Origin of the sequence: Marinobacterium sedimentorum (assembly GCF_024267675.1) — a bacterium.
GTDB lineage: Bacteria > Pseudomonadota > Gammaproteobacteria > Pseudomonadales > Balneatricaceae > Marinobacterium_A > Marinobacterium_A sedimentorum.
The window spans coordinates 380734-401229 of sequence record NZ_JALDYX010000001.1 but is presented as its reverse complement, the minus strand read 5'-3'; the positions used below and the strand labels follow the sequence as shown (position 1 = coordinate 401229).

At 59.6% G+C, this 20496-nt stretch carries 19 protein-coding genes; 9 read left to right on the top strand and 10 right to left on the bottom strand.

The genetic code is table 11. The features are described from left to right. Positions 1–21: 21 nt before the first annotated feature. A complete protein-coding gene (locus MRS74_RS01850) occupies positions 22–426 on the bottom strand; it encodes a hypothetical protein (RefSeq protein WP_254578568.1) in 405 nt (134 codons plus the stop codon). Between the two features lie 17 nt (positions 427–443). Beyond that, positions 444–1487 carry a phytanoyl-CoA dioxygenase family protein gene (locus MRS74_RS01845; RefSeq protein WP_254578567.1) on the bottom strand — a complete coding sequence of 348 codons (1044 nt, stop codon included), beginning with the start codon at positions 1485–1487 and terminating at the stop codon, positions 444–446. A gap of 163 nt (positions 1488–1650) precedes the next feature. Between MRS74_RS01845 and MRS74_RS01840 the strand changes: the two genes are divergently transcribed. Further along, a complete protein-coding gene (locus MRS74_RS01840) occupies positions 1651–1893 on the top strand; it encodes a GlsB/YeaQ/YmgE family stress response membrane protein (protein ID WP_254578566.1) in 243 nt (80 codons plus the stop codon). Positions 1894–1966: 73 nt separating this feature from the next. Here MRS74_RS01840 and purT read toward each other — a convergent pair whose 3' ends face one another. The 4 genes from purT to MRS74_RS01820 all read right to left on the bottom strand — a co-directional run bounded on the left by purT (position 1967) and on the right by MRS74_RS01820 (position 7817). Continuing rightward, a complete protein-coding gene (gene purT / locus MRS74_RS01835) occupies positions 1967–3142 on the bottom strand; it encodes a formate-dependent phosphoribosylglycinamide formyltransferase (protein WP_254578565.1) in 1176 nt (391 codons plus the stop codon). Positions 3143–3296: 154 nt separating this feature from the next. Continuing rightward, positions 3297–4010 carry a DUF5602 domain-containing protein gene (locus MRS74_RS01830; protein ID WP_254578564.1) on the bottom strand — a complete coding sequence of 238 codons (714 nt, stop codon included), beginning with the start codon at positions 4008–4010 and terminating at the stop codon, positions 3297–3299. A gap of 281 nt (positions 4011–4291) precedes the next feature. Further along, complete coding sequence (gene clpB / locus MRS74_RS01825; protein ID WP_254578563.1) at positions 4292–6862, bottom strand: ATP-dependent chaperone ClpB; 2571 nt, start codon at positions 6860–6862, stop codon at positions 4292–4294. A gap of 328 nt (positions 6863–7190) precedes the next feature. Continuing rightward, a complete protein-coding gene (locus tag MRS74_RS01820) occupies positions 7191–7817 on the bottom strand; it encodes a M15 family metallopeptidase (protein ID WP_254578562.1) in 627 nt (208 codons plus the stop codon). Between the two features lie 175 nt (positions 7818–7992). Here MRS74_RS01820 and MRS74_RS01815 point away from each other — a divergent pair, with 175 nt between their 5' ends. Then, the gene (locus tag MRS74_RS01815; protein WP_254578561.1) at positions 7993–9210 is read left to right on the top strand and encodes a GGDEF domain-containing protein; all 1218 of its coding nucleotides are present in this window, start codon (positions 7993–7995) and stop codon (positions 9208–9210) included. A 125-nt stretch (positions 9211–9335) separates the two neighbouring features. On the opposite strand, the gene MRS74_RS01810 is transcribed toward MRS74_RS01815, so the two are convergent. Next, on the bottom strand, positions 9336–9833 hold the full coding sequence (locus MRS74_RS01810; protein WP_254578560.1) for a MarR family winged helix-turn-helix transcriptional regulator: 498 nt from the start codon (positions 9831–9833) through the stop codon (positions 9336–9338). Positions 9834–10154: 321 nt separating this feature from the next. Between MRS74_RS01810 and ectA the strand changes: the two genes are divergently transcribed. From ectA to MRS74_RS01780, 6 genes are all read left to right on the top strand, one after another. After that, positions 10155–10670, top strand: coding sequence for a diaminobutyrate acetyltransferase (gene ectA, locus MRS74_RS01805; RefSeq protein ID WP_254578559.1), 516 nt, complete (start codon positions 10155–10157; stop codon positions 10668–10670). Positions 10671–10681: 11 nt separating this feature from the next. Next, a complete protein-coding gene (ectB, locus tag MRS74_RS01800) occupies positions 10682–11959 on the top strand; it encodes a diaminobutyrate--2-oxoglutarate transaminase (RefSeq protein WP_254578558.1) in 1278 nt (425 codons plus the stop codon). An 11-nt stretch (positions 11960–11970) separates the two neighbouring features. After that, complete coding sequence (locus MRS74_RS01795) at positions 11971–12366, top strand: ectoine synthase (RefSeq protein WP_254578557.1); 396 nt, start codon at positions 11971–11973, stop codon at positions 12364–12366. Positions 12367–12440: 74 nt separating this feature from the next. Further along, entirely contained in the window at positions 12441–13370 is a 930-nt protein-coding gene (thpD, locus tag MRS74_RS01790; protein WP_254578556.1) for an ectoine hydroxylase, read from the top strand. 76 nt (positions 13371–13446) lie between these two features. After that, positions 13447–14877, top strand: a complete 1431-nt coding sequence (locus MRS74_RS01785) for an aspartate kinase (protein ID WP_254578555.1) — start codon at positions 13447–13449, stop codon at positions 14875–14877. Positions 14878–15130: 253 nt separating this feature from the next. Beyond that, positions 15131–16375: an EAL and HDOD domain-containing protein gene (locus MRS74_RS01780; RefSeq protein WP_254578554.1), complete on the top strand. Its 1245-nt coding sequence runs from the start codon at positions 15131–15133 to the stop codon at positions 16373–16375. A gap of 63 nt (positions 16376–16438) precedes the next feature. Here the strand turns inward: MRS74_RS01780 and bfr are convergent, their stop codons facing one another. From bfr to ilvD, 3 genes are all read right to left on the bottom strand, one after another. After that, positions 16439–16915: a bacterioferritin gene (gene bfr / locus MRS74_RS01775; RefSeq protein WP_254578553.1), complete on the bottom strand. Its 477-nt coding sequence runs from the start codon at positions 16913–16915 to the stop codon at positions 16439–16441. Positions 16916–17105: 190 nt separating this feature from the next. Beyond that, positions 17106–17300, bottom strand: coding sequence for a (2Fe-2S)-binding protein (locus tag MRS74_RS01770; protein ID WP_254578552.1), 195 nt, complete (start codon positions 17298–17300; stop codon positions 17106–17108). Between the two features lie 539 nt (positions 17301–17839). Continuing rightward, positions 17840–19687 (bottom strand): dihydroxy-acid dehydratase, encoded by a 1848-nt coding sequence (ilvD, locus tag MRS74_RS01765; protein ID WP_254578551.1) that lies wholly within the window; start codon positions 19685–19687, stop codon positions 17840–17842. A 210-nt stretch (positions 19688–19897) separates the two neighbouring features. Between ilvD and MRS74_RS01760 the strand changes: the two genes are divergently transcribed. After that, positions 19898–20467 (top strand): glycine zipper 2TM domain-containing protein, encoded by a 570-nt coding sequence (locus tag MRS74_RS01760; protein ID WP_254578550.1) that lies wholly within the window; start codon positions 19898–19900, stop codon positions 20465–20467. The last annotated feature ends 29 nt before the right edge of the window (positions 20468–20496 follow it).

The window sequence follows — 20496 nt, the reverse complement described above, 5'->3', positions numbered from 1 at the left end:
AAGGTGGCGCTTGGCAGCCTGTCAGGTGTCGGGCGCCAGCATCCGGGTGAGTGTCCCGGCGGGATCTGGCGGCAACTGGGCCGGCAGGCTCAGAAGCGGTATTCTCAATCGTCGCAGTTCCCCGAGTATGGCTTCATCAAGGGCCGGTCTTGTTGTTGCCTCCACCTCGGTCACTGCACAGGCTCGGTGCTTGTGCACCAGCGCCAGCAGTTCGCTGGGGTATCTGACCTGGGCTGCGCCGATGCAGGTGCGATGATTCCAGGGTTCGTCGTCAATAAAGGCGCTGATCCGAAATTGATTTCCCGCGGTGAGGGCACCGTGCCACTGGTGACAGCCGTAATCGATGCCAAGCATGATCAGCGTGCGGGGCTCGCGTTTGCGAAATCGGCTCAGGAGCTGCTGCCAGCGGGATGTGCCGGTGTTCATGCGGGGGCCTCCCACGCTCAGCAGCCCTGGTTCGTAACCGCGTCGGTAATATGCTGGCGCTGAACGGCACGCCAGGGGCTGCCCTTGCCACCCAGGCGTTCCCGTCTGTCCAGATACCACCAGAACAGCCGTACCTGACGTCCGCGCAAAAACGGCAATGACCAGAGATCGAGCCCCAGCCAGGGCAGGAAGGGGTTGCGTCGCGCATAGGCCCAGATTTCAACCCGCACTGAGGCCTTCAGGCTTCGGCCGCGAGCATGGAACCCGGACGTATCGCCCACCACCAGGGTATTGCCGGGCACGACCATCGGACGCGCCTGGGGCAAGCCAAGTTCGGCGAGTTCCTGCGGGTGAATGCGCATGGATCCACGGGCCGAGAGGCTGTTGTCGCCCTGGCCAAGACTAATACTTTGACGTTTTTCCCAGGCCAGCCGGGCGATGGTCGCCCTGTGAGAGCCGGGTACATAGGTAAAGGGTCCCTGGTCGGCTTCGACGGCGTCCATGAACAGCCAGGCTTTCATGGAGGGATGAAAGGCATCCATATGCAATGCGGTCTGGGGGTCGTCGGGCGCGTCACCGACCTGGGTCAGGATCGCCTGGATGTAATACACCGGCTCCATGCGATAGCTGCTGACGTAGTGCATCAGTCCCTGCCAGCTGGAGCTGCGAAGCAGGCGCGCCAGGGTCGGCATCTGTTCAAGGGTGCGTTTATCGAGCAGCACCCGGCGGGTTACCGCATTGCCCTGCGTCATTTCGCGCATTTCGCCGCTGTAGCCGTAGACTTCCTGGCGCAGGGCCGCAAATTCAGTCTCGGGTAGCAGGTCATGCTTGAGGATAAATCCGTTGGCGTTAAACGCCTCGCGTTCCTGTGGCAGTATCGCGCTGGCCAGGCGTGAACGGCGCCAGTCCGCCAGGTCGCAGGCGACTTTTTTGCGCCAGACATGCAGGCCATATCGGTTCAGAGTCACACTGCCGAGAATGGGGTTGGCTTTGAAGGATTTGGCAGAGGTGGCTATTTCAGCTAGCCAGATGGGCAGCTTCAGCCATCGCAATACGCGCATGGTGTTTCCCTGAAAGGCAAGGTGTAAGCAATGTGACGGTTTCTACCGACAGCACACTATCGCGCTCTCTTGTTGATGACAAGTCCTGGCCGGGGTGTCCCGGTTGTAGATAAGTTTGCTGTGTATACTGTGGCCTGGTTTGTTTAAGCGATGGGAAGGACACATGGGCATTTTGATTTTTCTGCTGATCGGCGGTATTGCGGGCTGGCTGGCCGGCACCATCATCAAGGGTCGCGGTTTTGGGCTGGTGGGGAATATAGTGGTGGGTATCGTTGGCGCGGTGGTCGGCGGCCTGCTGTTTGATTTTCTGGGTGTGCGCAGTGGCGGCATTCTGGGCTCGATCATCACCGCTACCCTGGGCGCGGTGATTCTGCTGTATGGCGCCCGGCTGCTCAACCGGCGCTGAGGTAGCGGCAGGCGCAGGGAGCAAGGCGAAAAGAGCGTTTTTCGCCATTCACCTTGCGCCTTGCATGGGCACCTCAATAACTGATTTTGATCTTGGCGGCGGCACTCAGCGCGGCGCTAATGGCGTTGTCGATGCTGTCGGCCCTGGCCAGGGCCACGCCCAGGCGGCGCTGACCGTCGATGAAGGGTTTGGCGAACAGGCGCAGCTGGGTGCCCGGCACACTGAGGGCATCGGCGATGCCGTCAAAGCGCAGGTTGTCCGAGCGGCCATGGCCGAGGATCACCGCCGAAGCGCTCGGCCCCTGCTGGCTGATCTGGCCAATGGGCAGACCCAGAATGGCACGTACATGCAGCGCAAATTCCGACAGATCCTGGGATATCAGCGTGACCAGCCCGGTATCGTGCGGACGCGGCGATACTTCGCTGAAAAATACGTTATCGCCCTTGATAAACAGCTCCACGCCGTAAATTCCCCAGCCTGCCAGGTTTTCAACCAGGCGGCGGGCCAGCTGCTGTGCCCGTTCCAGCGCCAGTGGCGACATGGCCTGGGGCTGCCAGGACTCGCGGTAGTCGCCATCTTCCTGCCGGTGACCGATGGGCGCGCAGAAATGGATACCGTCCACGGCGTTGACTGTCAGCAGCGTGATTTCGTAATCAAAGTCCACAAAGCCCTCGACGATGACGCGGCCCCTGCCGGCGCGGCCGCCCTGCTGGGCGTAGTCCCAGGCGGCATCGATATCGGCGGCGCTGCGCACCAGACTCTGGCCCTTGCCGGATGAGCTCATCACCGGCTTGATAACGCAGGGAATGCCGATGGCGGCGATGGCGTCGCGGTATTCCTCCTGCGTATCGGCAAAACGATAGGCCGAGGTGGGCAGCGCCAGCTCTTCGGCGGCCAGGCGGCGAATGCCTTCCCGGTCCATGGTCAGACGGGCGGCCCGGGCCGTGGGCACCACGGTGTAGCCTTCCCGTTCCAGCTGCAGCAGGGTCTCGGTGGCCAGGGCTTCGATCTCCGGCACGATCAGATCCGGTTTTTCCTGCTCGATCACCGCCCGCAGGGCATCACCATCCAGCATGTTGATGGTGTGGCTGCGGTGCGCCACCTGCATGGCCGGGGCGTTGTCGTAACGATCGACGGCAATCACCTCTATTCCAAGGCGTTGCAGTTCGATAACCACTTCTTTGCCGAGTTCGCCGCAGCCACAGAGTAATACTCGGGTGGCGCAAGGGGTAAGTGCTGTGCCTAACATGGGATTACGTCCAAACGGTTAAAAATTGGACGCTATTGTAGGGGCGCGCCGGCCGATCGGCCAGCGTTGCAGGAGCGGCGCCCCGTCGCGTATGGTCCGCCGCGCGGTTGCGGTTCGCTGCGAGGCGCAGCTCCTGCGGTTTCTGGGAGAAGACTCAGTGACGCGCCATTTCGTCCAGTGTGATCTCGAACTGCCTGGCACCCGCATCGTAACGGATACCGTAACTGGCCGGATAGGCAAAGTCAGGGTGATAGGCCTGCGGCTGTTTGACCGGGGTGGACGTGTTCGGTCGCGATTGCAGGAAGGCGAGGGTTATCATTGGCTCCGTGAAAATCACCTGGCCATCGTAAAAGCCGTAGATAAAGGTCTGCGTAAAGGGCTGATGCTGGAATTCGGCGCTGCCAGGATCAATGGCATGGGCGCCCATTTTCGGCACCTCGGTGCCGGGTGGCAGCACGTAGTCCGCCGGCATATGGGAAGGCTCAGGTGCCTTGTGAGCGCGCTCCAGGTCTTCGCCCATGGCCGTGATCGCGTTGCGCGCGGTGCTGTCGATGGCATAGAAGTGGAAATCAAAATGGGGCACGTTGTAGACCCCCTCGGGAATATGCCCTGCCGGATTCCAGCCCACGACGACATGCTTGTATCCGGTGCCGGCAGCCTCGGTCGGCAGGGCCAGCTCGTACTCCCACTCGCCGTGGGGCGGAACCTGCTGGGGCAGGTCGGACAGGGCCGCTTCGCTCAGCCTGATACCCAGCGTCTGGGAGTGTCCTTGTGCATCCAGCGTGACGAAAGTTCTTGCCTTCCCCTGGCCGATGGCGACAGCCGGACCTTCATAGGTGCCGGCCATGGAAACCTCTTTCTGATGCATGGAGCAGCCCGTGAAAAGCACTGTTCCAAGCGCAAGCAGTAGTGTGCGCAACCGCTGTGGATCCATTCGACTGACACTCATCATTGGGAACCCTCTTGTTCGCTTTCCTGATAGACCGGCGGGCGGCACTGTCCGTCGGCGTGCCCGACAAGCATGGCCCCAGTACCGGCCAAACGCCAGTGGCTATCGATACGCTTCGGTGCATCCGGAATCATCCAAGCAAAAAGGGCCCGCTGCGGTGGCAGCGGGCCCTTTTCAGCCAGGCGGCCTGGCGTATTGTATTACCGGAACACGAACTCCCCGGCTTCCACATCCACGGCGATTTCGTGGCCCGGCGGGTAGGCGCCGGCGAGGATGCTCTGGGCCAGCGGGTTTTCGATCCAGCGCTGGATGGCGCGTTTCAGCGGCCGGGCACCGTAAATGGGCTCGAAACCCACCTCTACCAGCTTGTCCATCGCGGTGCTGGTGAGCGTGAGGGTCAGATCGCGTTCGGCCAGGCGCTTGCGCAGCCTGTCCAGCTGAACTTCGGCGATGCCGGCCACCTGTTCGCGGCGCAGGCTGTGGAAGACCACCACTTCGTCAATGCGGTTGATCACCTCGGGGCGAAAATGCGCGCTGACCGACTCCATGACGGCAGCCTGCATCAGGCTGTAATCGTCATCGTCGCTGAAGTTCTGGATCAGGTCTGACCCCAGGTTGGACGTCATTACCACTATGGTATTGCGGAAATCCACCGTGCGGCCCTGGCCATCGGTCAGGCGACCGTCCTCCAGCACCTGCAGCAGGATGTTGAAGACATCAGGGTGGGCCTTTTCCACCTCGTCGAGCAGCAGCACCGAGTAAGGACGACGTCGCACGGCCTCGGTCAGGTAACCGCCCTCTTCGTAGCCGACGTAGCCGGGGGGCGCGCCTATCAGCCGTGCCACGGAGTGTTTTTCCATGAACTCGGACATGTCGATGCGCACCATGGCGTCATCGGTGTCGAACAGGAAGCTGGCGAGGGCTTTGCACAGTTCGGTCTTGCCGACCCCGGTGGGGCCCAGGAACAGGAAGCTGCCGTTGGGCCTGTTGGGGTCCGCAAGCCCTGCGCGGGAGCGGCGCACCGCGTTGGCGACGGCTACCACGGCTTCGTTCTGACCGATCACGCGCTGGTGCAGGGCGTCTTCCATGCGCAGCAGTTTTTCCCGCTCGCCCTCCAGCATCTTGCTGATCGGGATGCCGGTCCAGCGCGAGACCACCTCTGCGACCTCTTCTTCGGTCACCTTGTTGCGCAGCAGGGTGGTTTCCCTGGGTTCCTGCTGGTCGGCGGCGGCGAGCTGTTTTTCAAGCTCGGGTATGTGGCCGTACTGCAGTTCGGACATGCGCGTCAGGTCGCCGGCGCGTTTGGCCTGCTCCATTTCAACCCGCGCCTGATCCAGCTGCTCCTTGATGTGCTGGGAGCCCTGCAGGGTGGCCTTTTCGGCTTTCCAGATTTCCTCGAAATCGGCGTATTCCCGCTCCAGCTTGTCGATGTTCTGCACCAGCTCGGCCAGGCGCTTGCCGGACGCCTCGTCGGTTTCCTTTTTCAGCGCTTCGCGCTCCATCTTCAACTGGATCAGGCGCCGATCCAGCCGGTCCATGTCCTCGGGTTTGGAATCCATTTCCATGCGGATGCGTGAGCCCGCCTCGTCGATCAGGTCGATGGCCTTGTCGGGCAGCTGGCGGTCGGTGATGTAGCGCTGGCTGAGGCGGGCCGCGGCGATAATGGCCGAATCGGTGATGTCGACGCCGTGGTGGATTTCGTAGCGCTCTTTCAGGCCGCGCAGAATTGCGATGGTGTCTTCTTCACTGGGTTCATCGACGATGATTTTCTGGAAGCGGCGTTCCAGCGCGGCGTCCTTTTCGACGTACTGGCGGTATTCGTTCAGGGTGGTGGCGCCCACGCAGTGCAGCTCGCCCCGGGCCAGGGCGGGTTTGAGCATGTTGCCGGCATCCATGGCACCTTCGCCCTTGCCGGCACCGACCATGGTATGCAGTTCGTCGATGAACAGGATGATCTGGCCTTCCTGCTTCGACAGCTCATTGAGCAGGGCCTTGAGGCGTTCCTCGAACTCGCCGCGGAACTTGGCACCGGCGATCAGGGCGCCCATATCCAGTGCCAGCACGCGTTTGTGCTTGAGGCCTTCGGGCACCTCGCCGTTGACGATGCGCTGAGCCAGGCCCTCGGCGATGGCGGTCTTGCCGACGCCGGGCTCGCCAATCAGCACCGGGTTGTTCTTGGTGCGGCGCTGCAGCACCTGGATGGTGCGACGGATTTCCTCGTCGCGGCCGATCACCGGATCCAGCTTGCCGGACTCGGCCCGCTCCGTCAGGTCGATGCAGTATTTGTCCAGCGCCTGGCGGGATTCCTCGGCATTGGGGTCCTGTACGCTTTCGCCACCGCGCATTTTATTGATTGCCTCTTCCAGTTGGGGTTTGGTGACACCGGCTTCGCGCAGCAGCTTGCCGGCGTCGCCCTTGTCGTCGAGCATGGCCAGCAGTATCAGTTCGCTGGCGATGTACTGATCGCCGCGCTGCTGGGCCAGCTTGTCGGTAAGGTTGAACAGCCGCGCCATGTTCTGGGACAGGCGAATTTCACCATCCGGGCTCTGCACGCTGGGCAGACGCTCCAGCGCCTCGCCAAGCTTGTGGGTGAGGGTCTGGAGGTTGGCGCCGGCACGGCCGAGCAGGGGCCGGATGGCACCGTCGCGCTGTTCGATAAAGGCCGCCAGCAGGTGCAGCGGTTCCATCGTGTTGTGGTCCCGGCCAACGGCGAGTGATTGCGCGTCGGACAGGGCTTCCTGCAATTTGGAGGTGAATTTGTCGGGTCGCATCGGGCGCTCCTCGGGGTTACTGTTCGTCTAACCTCCGGGGCGGACTGCGCGCCCCGTCATTGGCAAAGATATTGTGGCATTCCCTTAGAGGTTCAAGGGTTATTGAATGGTAAATTAGAAAAAACTTAATAAAGAGGGTTGCCGAAACTCCGGACGGAGGCCGGGTAGAGCGATGCATCGGTATCGAGGGTGACGCGCCTTGCGCGGCATGGGTATCGCGAAACCCGCCATATCGATCGCAGTACAGGTCGATTGGCTGCGGTTGGCACGCATTATGTTGGGTTGCGGTCGTTCCGACCTACACCCTACCTACAAAGCTTATACCCAACTACCGGATTGGAAAATCGAAGCACGAATGGGGGTAAGGTTCGTCGTGCAGGGTGAAGTGCCACCATTCGTGGTGAAAGGGGATAAAGCCTGCACGGGTCATTAGTTGTTGCAGCAACAGGCGATTGGCGCGTGCCTGGAGGGGCAGGCGGTCGCAGTCGAGCCAGGACTCAGGGCCGAAAAAGTCAAATATTGTGCCCATATCCAGTTCTTCTCTGCGATCTTCGGCGTTGTTCAGCGATACGATGGTCAAGTCGATGGTGCTGCCGCGGCTGTGGCTGGAGCTTTTGCTCAGATAGCCTTCGCTGAACAGTTCGGCCTTTTCCAGGCCGGGGTAGTAACGTGCCTTTAACGCGGCCTCGCAGGGGCTGTCGCACCAGCGGATAAAGTGGTCCACCGCGCGCTGTGGCCGGTAGGCATCGAATATCTTGAGTCCCAGATCGAAGCGCGCCAGGGCCCGCTGCACGCCGCCGAGTGCAAGGGCTGCGGGCTCGGTAAGCCAGGCTTTGGGGGCCTCGTAACCGTCCACCGGGGTGCCCATGAAATTGTCGCTGGTGCAATATTTCATGTCCAGTACAAGATCTGGCACGTAATCGGTCAGTTCGACAAGCAATGGATGTGTGCTCAAACCTGTTTCCTTTCGCAGCAGTGGATAGTTGAGTGTTCTCGGACAGCCTCCTGCAGGGCAGGCGCCGCGGGCTTTGGCAGTCCGCATGGTTGCGTCACGGTGTTGGGATGGTTTGCCGCGCTATAGTTGTGTATTGTCGATGCGATAACGGATCTCTGCATAGAGGCGAGCAGCCATGGAACTCCACAGCACTTCCAGTGAAATGATGGACGGCGCAGTAAAATCAAATATTACCGAACAAACGCTGGCCGAACAGCTAAAGATTACAGAACGCGAAATTGAGGAAAGAAAGCAGCTGATCGGGTTTTCCAGCGCCGATGTGACAGCACTGCTGCAGTGGAAACCCATTGTTCAGCGTGATATCGAACTGATCGTTGACGAGTTCTATCGGCGTCAGCGGTCGATCTCCGAAGTAGCCCTGCTTATCGGTGATGCGGAAACCTTTCGTCGGCTGCATCACTCCATGCGCCGTTACGTGCTGGAGCTTTTTGATGGTTTCTACGATTCCGAGTACGTTAACAAGCGGTTGCGCATCGGCAAGGTTCACAAACAGATTGGAGTTTCCCCCAAACTCTATATCGCTGCGATCGTGACCCTGCAGGAAGTCTTGCGCCAGCATTTGGAGGCGGTGGTGCAGAACGAGCCGCAGCAGCATGAGCCTCCCCCCCTGCAGTCGCTGCATCGGCTGATGATGTTCGATGTGCAGTTTGTATTCGATACCTACATCCACAGTCTGGTGTCGGAAGTCGAATCGATCCGTCATCGCGTAGAAAATTACGCGTCCAGCCTTGAAACCACCATTGCCGAGCGTACCCGCGAGCTTGAACGTCTGTCCCAAACGGATCCGCTGACGGGACTGCAAAACCAGCGTTCATATTATGAACATCTGCGCCGGGAAGTCGCCCGTGCCGAGCGTCAGGGAGCTCTGCTGAGCCTGCTCTACATCGATTTGAATCAGTTCAAGGAATTGAACGATCAGGCGGGGCATCGGGCTGGCGATGAGCTGTTGGTGCTCTTCAGTCAGGCGCTGCAGAACGTAAGCCGTGTCTCGGATATCGCCTGCCGCTATGGCGGTGACGAGTTTGTGATGATTCTGCCAGAGACCGGGCCTGAACAGGCTGAAAAGGTTGCGCAGCGCCTGATCCAGCTGTTTTCGCAAGGCGACACCCAGGGCATCACGCTGAGCATTGGTATTGCCCACACGTCCCCCGACAATCTGCTGGACCCGGAAAATCTGACCCATCTGGCCGACAAGGCCATGTACAGCGCCAAGCAGCACAGCCGTGTCAGGCTGGATAACTATATTCATCAGCTGGAGCGAGATAGGGCCGAAGATGGCGCAGAGGCGGCGACTGAGGTCCGAACACCACAGGATCGTGAAAGCGAGAGCTGATACGACCTTTTACAGGCGGCTGGCCGGCGTTTCGATGCTGTCGCCAGCGTGGCGATACCAGACATTCTTCGTTGGCGGCAGGGTTCTGAAGGCTGCGGGCTTGAATGACTGCCCGGTCTGAGCCTTCAGTCGTGTTTGTCGCCGTCTACGGATGAGCGCGCCAGGTCACCGATATCAAACACCGGGGCGGCATCGATATCCAGCGCATTGATGATGCCCGCCACGCGTTCCAGCGACGTTATCACCATGGACTGCTCCCATTCCTCCATGGCCTCGAACTTTCCAACAAACAGATCCTGAACCGAGGTTGGGGCCGCTGCCAGCAGGCGCGTGCCGGTCTCCGACAGGCAGGCCCATACCTTTCGCTTGTCGTGGCTGTCGCGCAGGCGTTCCACCAGCTGCTTCTTTTCCAGCCGGTCCAGGATGCTGGTGACGGTGGCCTGGGCCAGGTTCATTTCCCGTGCCAGCAGGCCAATGGTCATGGAGCCGCCTTCCTGCAGTGTCTGCATGGCCAACAATTGCGGCAATGTGAGCCCGCTGACGCGGCTGAGCTGCTTGTCGTGCAGGTCGGTAGCGCGAATGATCTGGCGGATCAGAATAAGGGCGGACTGGCTTTTGCTCATGTGGGCTCGGGCGCTGGATCTGTGGTGAGGGCTAGTGCCGTCTTTTTACGGCCTTGCCAATAATAAAGCAACGACTGCCGAGGGGTCTGCTGTGCTGGATGGGGCTATCTGTATCGTAATGCTATGTAATTTTCTGCACGATTGACGGACTGTTCAATAAAAACATTTCGTGTTGCGAACTATATTATCTATCTGTTTTGCGCGAAATCATACTGTAACTTTTTGTATTAGCCTACTTTTTAATCATATCCTGCGGTTGATGTTATGGTGCGGATATGTTTTATAATAAAAAGCATCGTAATACGAAAAGTTATCTACACTATGGAAGTTGATTTAATAAAGTTTCGCAAACCCAGTGGCCTTGATGGCCATGGGCTCCACCAGCTGATCTCCCGTTGTGCTCCGCTGGATACCAATTCCGTTTATTGCAATCTGCTGCAATGCACCGATTTCGCCGATACGGCGATCGCAGCCCAGGGGCCCGATGGGCAACTGCTGGGCTTTATTTCGGGATACCGCCCACCGGGGCGGGAAGACACCCTCTTCGTCTGGCAGGTGGCCGTCGACGAATCCGCCCGCGGACTGGGCCTAGGCAGTCGCATGCTGCTGGCGCTGATCCGACGGCTTGCACCCCAGGGTGTACGCCATATAGAAACCACGATTTCACCCGGTAATGATGCGTCCGAAGCCCTGTTCCGCAAGGTTTTCGGTGTGCTCAATGCTCCCTGGGACAGGCAGCTGCTGTTTTCCCGCGAGGCCCACTTTGCCGGTCAGCATGATGACGAAATGCTGTACCGCGCCGGCCCCTTCGCGCTGCCCATCCCCTCACAGGCTTAATTGGAGAAACAATGAATATTTTTGAACAGAATGAATCCGCTATCCGCAGCTATTGCCGGTCTTTTCCGGTGGTTTTCAAGCAGGCCAAAGGCGCCGAGCTGATACTGCGTGACGGTGAGCGCTACATCGATTTCCTCGCCGGTGCCGGTACTCTGAACTACGGTCACAACAACCCGGTTCTGAAGCAGGCGCTGATCGATTACATCGAGTCTGACGGCGTGACCCACGGCCTGGATATGCACACGGACGCCAAGGAAAGCTTTCTGGAAGTGTTCAACCGCGTCATCCTCGAGCCGCGTGACATGGGTGACTGTGTGGTGCAGTTCACAGGCCCCACCGGCTCCAACTCGGTTGAGGCTGCGCTCAAGCTGGCCCGCAAGGTGAAGGGGCGTCGCAACATCATCAGTTTCACTAATGGTTTCCACGGCGTGACCACCGGCGCCCTGGCCTGCACCGGCAATCAGCATCACCGCGGGGCGGCTGGCGTGACCCTGGGGGATGTGACGCGCATGCCGTTTGACGGCTATATGGGCGACAAGATGAACACCCTGGCCTATATGGACAAACTGCTGAGTGATCCGAGCAGCGGCATTGACCATCCGGCGGCGGTGATTGTGGAAACCGTGCAGGGCGAAGGCGGCCTGAATGTGGCTTCAGCCGACTGGATGCGCCGGCTCGAGCGTCTGTGCCGCAAGCACGACATGCTGCTGATTGTGGATGATATCCAGGCCGGTTGTGGCCGCACCGGCTCCTTCTTCAGCTTTGAAGATATGGGCATCAAGCCCGATATGGTCACGCTGTCCAAGTCACTCAGTGGCTATGGCCTGCCGCTGGCGGTACTGGTGCTGCGCAAGGAACTGGATCAGTGGGAACCGGGTGAGCATAACGGTACTTTCCGTGGCAACAATCACGCCTTCATCACGGCTACCGCGGCCATCGAATCGTTCTGGAGCGACAGCCGCTTCGCCGAGGACGTGCAGCGCAAGGCCAAACTGGTACGCGAGCGTCTGCAGTCGATTGTGCAGCGTCAGGGGCCCAATTCACTGCGCGTGAAAGGCCGTGGCCTGATGATTGGTATCGAGTGTCCGAACGGTGAAATTGCCGCCAGTGTCTGCAGTCGGTCCTTTGCCCGTAATCTGGTGATCGAAACCAGTGGCGCCCAGAATCAGGTGGTGAAATGCCTCTGTCCGCTCACCATCACCGATGAGCAGATCACCACGGCACTGGATATTCTGGAAGGTGCCTTCGCCGGCGCCATGGCTGAACAGATCAACACCGCGGCTTCCTGAGGAGACTGAACATGATCGTACGTACACTGCAGCAAGCCGAACAGAGCGAACGCCGCGTGGTTTCCGACAACTGGGAAAGTACCCGCATGCTGCTCAAGCAGGACAACATGGGCTACTCTTTCCATATCACCACCATCTACGCTGGCACCGAGACGCATATCTGGTATCAGAACCATTTCGAATCGGTGTACTGCATCAGCGGTGAAGGCGAGATCGAAACCCTGGCCGACGGCAAGGTGTACCCGATTCGTCCGGGTACGCTCTACAACCTGGATCAGCACGATGAACACCTTCTGCGGGCCTCGTCCGAGCTCAAGCTTGCCTGCGTCTTCAATCCGCCGCTGAACGGGCTGGAAGTGCATGACGAAAACGGTGTTTACCCGCTGGAAGCGGATGCCGTTGCCTGATTGACGCCGGCGGCCCGGGGCTGACTATCCCCGGGCGCTGGTGGTCGTCCCCTAATTTGTTTGCCGGAGAATTCATGAGTTCGCGTCAAGATCTGTACCCGTCCCGTCAGCAGGCTGAGCCTGTCTGGCTGGAACGTCAGGACCCTGTGGTGTATGCGCAGGACAGGGCGGAGGCACCGCTGGCGCCCGAGCTGATTGCCCAGTTCGAGCGTGACGGTTACATGGTGATTCCCGAACTCTTTTCAGCGGCAGAAGTGGCGGCCATGAGCGCGGAGCTTGAGCGCCTGCGCAGCGATCCGGCCGTGCTGGCCTCGGATGAGGCCATTCGTGAACCCGGGAGTGGAGTGCTGCGCTCCCTGTTTGAGATTCACCGCCATGACGGGCTCTTTGCGCGTCTGGCGTCGGATGTGCGCCTGGCAGGCCTGGCGCGCTTTATCCTTGGCGGCGATGTGTATATCCATCAGTCGCGCATGAACCTCAAGCCGGGGTTTGTCGGCAAGGAGTTCTACTGGCACTCCGATTTTGAAACCTGGCATGTGGAAGACGGCATGCCGCGCATGCGTGCGCTCAGCGCCTCTATCCTGCTGACCGACAATGACAGCAACAACGGGCCGCTGATGCTGGTGCCGGGCTCCCACCGCCATTACATCGGCTGTGTTGGCAAGACGCCGCAAAGCCATTACCAGTACTCCCTGCGCCGGCAGGAGTTCGGGGTGCCGGATGATGCCAGCCTGACGCGTATGGTGGGCCGTTACGGCATCGATACCGCCACCGGGCCTGCGGGATCCGTGGTGTTTTTTGACTGCAATACGCTGCACGGTTCCAACAGCAATATAACGCCGGCACCGCGTAGCAATCTGTTCTTCGTGTTCAATCACGTCGAGAACCGCCTGCAGGCCCCGTTTTGTGACCAGCCGCCGCGCCCGGGCTTTGTCGCGGACCGCGGCCCTGTGCAGCCGTTGGCCCCCCAGTCACTGGATATAGCCGCGACTGCAGGCGCCTGACTCCGCATCTAACTTCTTTTTCTGCTGTCGCAGCTGCTGCGCTGGCACCCCATTTCAAGGAACTTTCCATATCAGTATGCATACGGTAGAGAAAATCGGCGGCACGTCCATGAGCCGCTTTGATGAAGTCATGGACAACATCCTGCTGGGTGGTCGCACTGACGACGCCCTTTATAACCGCATCTTTGTGGTTTCAGCCTACGCCGGCATGACCAACCTGCTGCTGGAGCACAAGAAGACCGGCGAGCCTGGCGTCTATGCCCGCTTTGCCGATGCCCACAGTGAAGATGCCTGGCTGGATGCACTGGAAGGCGTGCGCAGCCGCATGGTGCAGAAGAACGCCGAGCTGTTCGACAGCGACTATGAGCGCAGCGCCGCGGATCACTTTGTGCAGGAACGCATCGACGATGCCCGTGACTGCATGCAGAGCCTGCAGCGCCTGTGCACCTATGGTCACTTTCAGCTGGAAGAGCATCTGATGAAGGTACGCGAAATGCTGGCGGCCATCGGCGAGGCGCACAGTGCGCACAATACCGTGCTGGCACTGCGCAGCCGCGGCGTCAATGCCCGCATGGTGGATCTGACCGGCTGGCATCAGGATGCGCCCATGTCGTTCGAAGACATGGTGCGCAACGGTTTCGAAAACATCGATCCTGCCACGGAACTGGCGGTCGCGACGGGTTACACCCATTGCAAGGCAGGCCTGATGAACACCTATGATCGTGGCTACAGCGAGATTACATTCGCTGAAATCGCCACCGTCACTTCGGCCCGCGAAGCCATTATCCACAAGGAATACCACCTTAGCAGTGCCGATCCGATGCTGGTCGGCACCGATAAGGTGGTGACCATCGGGCGCACCAACTACGACGTGGCTGATCAGCTGTCGAACCTCGGTATGGAGGCGATTCATCCCAAGGCGGCCAAGTCGCTGCGCCGTGCCGGTGTTGAGCTGCGCATCAAGAATGCGTTTGAGCCCGAGCATGACGGCACCCTGATCAGCCAGTCCTACGTCAGCGACCGGCCCTGTGTCGAGATCGTCGCCGGGCGCAAGGATGTGTTCGGGCTGGAGGTGTTTGATCAGGAAATGCTCGGCGATGTCGGTTATGACATTGAGCTGACCCGTCTGCTCAAGCAGCTCAAGCTCTATGTGGTGAACAAGGATTCGGACGCCAACAGCATCACCTACTATGTGTCGGGCTCGCGCAAGATGGTCAACCGCGCGGCCCGGCTGGTGGAAGAGCGCTACAAGGATGCCGAGGTCACGGTGCACAACGTGGCCATCGTTTCCGCTATAGGTTCGGACCTCAAGGTGAAGGGGATGCTGGCGCGCATGATGTCCGCCATGGCCGAGGCGGGAATCAGTGTGCAGGGCGCGCACCAGTCGATTCGCCAGGTGCAGATGCAGTGTATCGTCAGGGAGGAGGACTACGCCCAGACGGTGGCCGTGTTGCACCGGGCGCTGGTGGAACGTGAAGGTTACGAGGACGTGATCTCCGCCGCCTGATAGCCCTGCCGGCAGCTGGCGCAGGGGTTGTCCTGCATTGGTGACAGCTCCCCGAAAGCGCCGGGGAAGTGCATGGCTGCGTATTGAAAACCCGGGCACCGCGTCCGGGTTTTTGCTGTGTGGCGGCCGGTGCCGGAGGCGGTACTCGCAGGATCGGCTGCCGGCCTGGCCTGAATTCGATTTTACCGCGTGTTAGTGTCATTATGGGCCCAGTTTTCTACCAGAACGACTGTGAAACATGGAGAGCCGAGTCGTGAGCGCAGTGCTGAAATCCCTGAATGACACAGACCAACTGCCCGTGCTGCTGGCGCGGCAGCCCATTTATACCAAGAATCAGGATGTGGTCGCGTTTGAGCTGCTGTTTCGCAGTCAAACCGGCGAGGTCGATCACTCGATTACTGATGATGCCGCGACCCTGGCGGTCATCACCAATAGCTATGCCAGTGTCTGCAGCGATGGCGAGATCCGTACCCTGCCGTGCTACCTCAAGCTTACCGACAAGGTGTTGCTGAACAGTAACTTCCCGGAGCTTCCCAAGGAAAGCTTCGCGCTCGAACTGCTCGGTCACACCGAGGTGACGCCCGAGCTGCTGGAGCGCCTTAAGCAGCTGGCCAGGACAGGTTATCGACTGGTATTGGCGGATTACGACCCAAGCGACCCCAAGTTCGAACCCCTGCTGTCCATCGTGCATGTACTTAAACTGGATATTCTCAAGCTGGGGCTGCACGATCTGCCGGAGATAATACGCAAGCTCAAACCCCATAATCTGGAGTTGCTGGCCGACAAGGTCGAAAACAAGGAGCAGTTCAGGCAGTGTCTTGAAATGGGCTTCTCGCTCTATCAGGGGTATTTCCTGAGCAAGCCAATCCCGGTGCGGGGCAAGAAAATTTCCGGCAACAAGGTTGTGCTGCTACAGCTGCTGGCTGAATTGCAGAACCCCGACACCACGGCGGCAGCGCTGGAGCAGATCGCGGTCAATGATGCGGCTCTGACATTCAAGATACTCAAGGTGGTGAACTCGGCGGCGTTCAGCCTGAGACGCGAAGTTGAATCCCTGTCCCATGCCATTACGCTGCTGGGGCTGGATCAGATCCGCCGCTGGGTGACCCTGTTCCTCGCCGGTGCCGAACCGGGCAAGCCGGATGAACTGACCCGCAACATGCTGCTGCGCGGGCGCATGTGCGAACTGCTGGCGGAACTGATGGGGCGGCCCCATACGATGAACTACTTTATTGTCGGTCTGCTGTCGCAGCTGGATGTTCTGCTGGACATCGAGATGAGCGAGCTGATGGAGCAGGTGCCGCTGCAGCAGGATATCAAGGCGGCGCTGCTGACCCGCGCAGGCATGCTGGGAGAAGTACTGCAGGATGTGGAAGTATACGAACGGGGCGAGTTCGCTGCGCTGAAAAAGCTCGTGGATCCCTCCTTCTACGAGGTGTCCTATCGCCACAGCCTGCTATGGGCGCAGCATGTCATGCAGGCCATGTCTGAAAGCTAGAAATAGAATGCAGTCGGGAAAGACAGGTGACAGGGGGAAAAGTCACCTGTCACTTGTCACCTGCTAGCTGGCGCTTTCCATCTGGGATTGCAGATAGTTCTGCAGGCCGACCTTGTTGATCAGCTCCAGCTGGGTTTCCAGATAGTCGATGTGTTCCTCTTCCGATTCTAGGATATCCTCCAGCAGCTCACGGCTGGTGTAGTCCTGTACCTTCTCACAGTATTTGATGCCTTCACGCAGGTCTGGCAGCGCATCCAGCTCCAGTGCCAGATCGCATTGCAGCATCTCCTTTGTGTCTTCGCCGATGCGCAGCTTGCCGAGATTTTGCAGGTTGGGCAGGCCTTCCAGGAACAGAATGCGCTCGATCAGCCGGTCGGCATGTTTCATTTCATCGATGGATTCGTGGTATTCGTGATCGGCCAGGGCCTTGAGCCCCCAGTCTTTCCACATGCGTGAGTGCAGGAAGTACTGATTGATGGCAACCAGTTCGTTGTACAGGGCCTTGTTGAGATACTCGAGGGCTTTCTTGTCGCCTTTCATGCCGCTGTCTCCCCGTTGGGTAAACAGAAAACAGTATTGGAGGCAGGCGGGGATCTGTCAAAGACGATGGGGAGTGGAAGTGCAAAGGCCAGGAGGCTGTCCGACAATACTCAAGCTACTGCGATCTCGCTACGGTCAGCATTCTCGGGCAGCCTCCTGGCGGTATGGGCATGGAGCGGGTCCGCGGGAATCAGGCCGCAATCACCTCATTCGCCAGATGCAGAAAAGGGTGCTCGGCGATAATTTCGCGCGTGGCGCAAATGCATTTGCCGCATTCAGAGCCGACGCCTAGCTCACGGTAAACGTCACGCAGGGTACGGGCACCCTGATCGAGGGCTTCGCGAATCTGGCGGTCACTGACATTTTTGCAGATACAGACTTTCATGGCTCGGCCCGCTGGTGTCTTGATACGGAATGGTAATGATAATAGTTATCATCACTTTCTTTGGCAAGACCTAATACCAGACTGAACTTGAAAGTTATTTAATACGCTTTGGCTATTAACTTTAAATAATCGGTAGTTATTGGTTATTCGTCATTCGTCATTCGTCATTAGTGAATCGTAATGCGCAGTGCCACCATCATTCAGGATTCACCGCAGCTGAGGGCAGGGCACAAGGGGGCAAGGTGAAAGGAAAAGCAAAGTGGCACAGCTTCGCTGTGGATGTCGGAATTCGCTGCGCGCATATTTCCAACCTGCATAAGGCAGATTTTGCGGCGGGTTTTGAGCGGGAACGGCAGGCCCCGTAGCCTGAATGAGTTTACGAATTCCGGGGATGATTCTGCAAATTCCGGGGCTTAGCTTAAATCAAGCTCCGGGATTTACTGTGCATTTAATCAATCACCAGAAACGCAAAAGGCAGCCGAAGCTGCCTTTAAGGTCACTGCTCAGGCCCCGGCTGCAGTGCAGCCGGGGCCTGACGCCTAGTCCTCCAGCTTGGAGAGATCGCGTACCGCACCCTTGTCGGCGCTGGTGGCCAGCAGGGCGTAGGCCTTGAGTGCCGCCGAAACCTTGCGCGGACGTGGCTCTGCCGGCTTCCAGCCATCCTTGCCTTTCTTGTCCATTACCGCGCGGCGGTGCGCCAGCTCTTCCATCGGCAGCTTCACGTCTATGCTGCGGTTGGGGATGTCGATGCGGATGATGTCACCGTTTTCCACCAGACCAATAGCGCCACCGGCGCCGGCTTCGGGCGATACGTGTCCGATGGACAGGCCCGAGGTGCCGCCGGAGAAGCGACCGTCGGTCAGCAGGGCGCAGGCCTTGCCCAATCCCTTGGACTTGAGGTAGGACGTCGGGTAGAGCATTTCCTGCATGCCGGGGCCGCCTTTGGGGCCTTCGTAACGCACTATCACCACGTGGCCGGGTTTGACCCGGTCTTCCAGGATATGGCGTACCGCTTCGTCCTGGGACTCGGTGATATGCGCCGGGCCTTCGAATACCAGGTTGTCGTCGTCAACACCGGCAGTTTTCACCACGCAGCCATCTTCGGCGATGTTGCCGTACAGGACGGCCAGGCCGCCTTCCAGCGAGAAAGCGTGTTCAATGGAACGGATGCAGCCGTTTTCACGGTCGCCGTCCAGCGTGGGCCAGCGGGTCGACTGGCTGAAGGCCGTCTGGGTCGGGATGCCGGCGGGGCCAGCCTTGAAAAATTCCACCACGGCGGGAGACGGGTTGCGCATGATGTCCCACTTATCCAGCGCCGCCTTCATGCTGGGGCTGTGGACGGTGGGGATGTCGCTGTGCAGCTTGCCGGCACGGTCCAGTTCACCAAGGATGGCCATGATGCCACCGGCGCGGTGCACGTCTTCGACATGGTACTTGGGCGTGTTCGGCGCCACCTTGCACAGCTGGGGCACCACGTGAGACAGGCGGTCGATATCCTTGAGGGTGAAGTCGATTTCGGCTTCAAGGGCGATGGCCAGCAGGTGCAGGATGGTGTTGGTGGAACCGCCCATGGCGATATCCAGCGTCATGGCGTTTTCGAATGCCTTGAAATTGCCGATGCTGCGCGGCAGGGCGCTGTCGTCATCCTGCTCGTAGTAGCGCTTGGACAGTTCGACGATGGTACGACCGGCTTGGAGGAACAGCTCTTCGCGGTCGGCATGGGTGGCCAGCACGGTACCGTTGCCCGGCAGGGACAGGCCCAGGGCTTCGGTCAGGCAGTTCATGGAGTTGGCGGTGAACATGCCGGAGCAGGAGCCGCAGGTCGGGCAGGCGGATCTTTCGTACTCGGCGACCTTTTCGTCGGAGGCGCTGTCGTCAGCCGCAATCACCATGGCGTCGACCAGGTCCAGCTTGTGCTCGGACAGTTTGGTCTTGCCGGCTTCCATAGGGCCGCCGGAGACGAAGATCACCGGAATGTTGAGGCGCATGGCGGCCATCAGCATTCCCGGGGTGATCTTGTCGCAGTTGGATATGCACACCAGCGCATCGGCGCAGTGTGCATTGACCATGTATTCCACCGAGTCGGCAATGATGTCGCGACTCGGCAGCGAATACAGCATGCCGTCGTGACCCATGGCGATACCGTCATCGACGGCGATGGTGTTGAATTCCTTGGCGACACCGCCGGCTTTCTCGATTTCACGCGCCACCAGCTGGCCCATGTCCTTGAGGTGGACGTGGCCGGGAACGAACTGGGTAAAGGAGTTGGCGATGGCGATAATCGGCTTGTGGAAATCCTCGTCAGTCATTCCGGTTGCGCGCCAGAGCGCGCGGGCGCCGGCCATGTTGCGACCGGCTGTCGAGGTCTTGGAACGATATTGCGGCATGACCTTGTGTCCTCGGCTGCTGCGGCGCGCCAGCATGGCTGGCGACACGCCTGTATTGGGAAACGGCGAGTATAACAGAAGCCAACTAGGGTGCAGTACTGCCGCCGGATGTGGTGTTGCTGCGGGGCTGGGGAGTTAATGCCGGATTCAGGCGCTCCTGTCTAAAGTAGGTGTCAGAGTAAAGCATTCCTGAGATCAAGGAGGCAGATAATGTCACGCATACTATGCACAGGATTAATTGCGATCTGGCTACTGGCGCCCCTGGCCCAGGCCGGTTCCCGGGACGGTGACGACTGGCACGAATCCAGACATCATGGCCGCTACGACTACGCCAAGGTGGTCGACGTTGATCCCATTATTCAGCGCGAGCGGATAAGGGTTGAGCGAGAGGTTTGCTGGAATGAGCAGGTACGGGTCAGGGCCGATGGCTACCGCCGCGGCGATGCCGTCGGTGGCGCGCTGGTAGGCGGTGTTATCGGTGGTGTCGTCGGCCATGAGCTGGGACGCGACCGTCACCAGCATCAGGCAGGGACCGCCGTGGGGGTGGCCGTAGGTGCCACTCTGGGGCACGAGCTGGCCGGCCGCCGGCATGAACGCTACGACACGGTGACCGAACGGCGCTGTGCCGTAAAACCGGATGTGGAGTATCATGAAACCGTTTCCGGATATCGCGTCAGTTACCGTTATCGAGGTCAGGTGTATCACACCACGACGGCGGATCATCCCGGCAAGCGCATTCGCGTCAAGGTGGATGTGGCACCCGTACACAGGCATGGCTGAAGGGCCGGACAAGAATAGAATCAGGAGCG

Bases quoted from the DNA above. Each gene is read 5' to 3' on its own strand.
- MRS74_RS01845 (WP_254578567.1), bottom strand. From the start codon at position 1,487: ATGCGCGTATTGCGATGGCTGAAGCTGCCCATCTGGCTAGCTGAAATA.
- ilvD (WP_254578551.1), bottom strand. From the start codon at position 19,687: ATGCCGCAATATCGTTCCAAGACCTCGACAGCCGGTCGCAACATGGCC.
- MRS74_RS01760 (WP_254578550.1), top strand. From the start codon at position 19,898: ATGTCACGCATACTATGCACAGGATTAATTGCGATCTGGCTACTGGCG.
- MRS74_RS01850 (WP_254578568.1), bottom strand. From the start codon at position 426: ATGAACACCGGCACATCCCGCTGGCAGCAGCTCCTGAGCCGATTTCGC.
- MRS74_RS01785 (WP_254578555.1), top strand. From the start codon at position 13,447: ATGCATACGGTAGAGAAAATCGGCGGCACGTCCATGAGCCGCTTTGAT.
- purT (WP_254578565.1), bottom strand. From the start codon at position 3,142: ATGTTAGGCACAGCACTTACCCCTTGCGCCACCCGAGTATTACTCTGT.
- MRS74_RS01815 (WP_254578561.1), top strand. From the start codon at position 7,993: ATGGAACTCCACAGCACTTCCAGTGAAATGATGGACGGCGCAGTAAAA.
- MRS74_RS01840 (WP_254578566.1), top strand. From the start codon at position 1,651: ATGGGCATTTTGATTTTTCTGCTGATCGGCGGTATTGCGGGCTGGCTG.
- clpB (WP_254578563.1), bottom strand. From the start codon at position 6,862: ATGCGACCCGACAAATTCACCTCCAAATTGCAGGAAGCCCTGTCCGAC.
- ectB (WP_254578558.1), top strand. From the start codon at position 10,682: ATGAATATTTTTGAACAGAATGAATCCGCTATCCGCAGCTATTGCCGG.
- MRS74_RS01795 (WP_254578557.1), top strand. From the start codon at position 11,971: ATGATCGTACGTACACTGCAGCAAGCCGAACAGAGCGAACGCCGCGTG.
- MRS74_RS01770 (WP_254578552.1), bottom strand. From the start codon at position 17,300: ATGAAAGTCTGTATCTGCAAAAATGTCAGTGACCGCCAGATTCGCGAA.
- thpD (WP_254578556.1), top strand. From the start codon at position 12,441: ATGAGTTCGCGTCAAGATCTGTACCCGTCCCGTCAGCAGGCTGAGCCT.
- MRS74_RS01830 (WP_254578564.1), bottom strand. From the start codon at position 4,010: ATGCATCAGAAAGAGGTTTCCATGGCCGGCACCTATGAAGGTCCGGCT.
- MRS74_RS01810 (WP_254578560.1), bottom strand. From the start codon at position 9,833: ATGAGCAAAAGCCAGTCCGCCCTTATTCTGATCCGCCAGATCATTCGC.
- ectA (WP_254578559.1), top strand. From the start codon at position 10,155: ATGGAAGTTGATTTAATAAAGTTTCGCAAACCCAGTGGCCTTGATGGC.
- bfr (WP_254578553.1), bottom strand. From the start codon at position 16,915: ATGAAAGGCGACAAGAAAGCCCTCGAGTATCTCAACAAGGCCCTGTAC.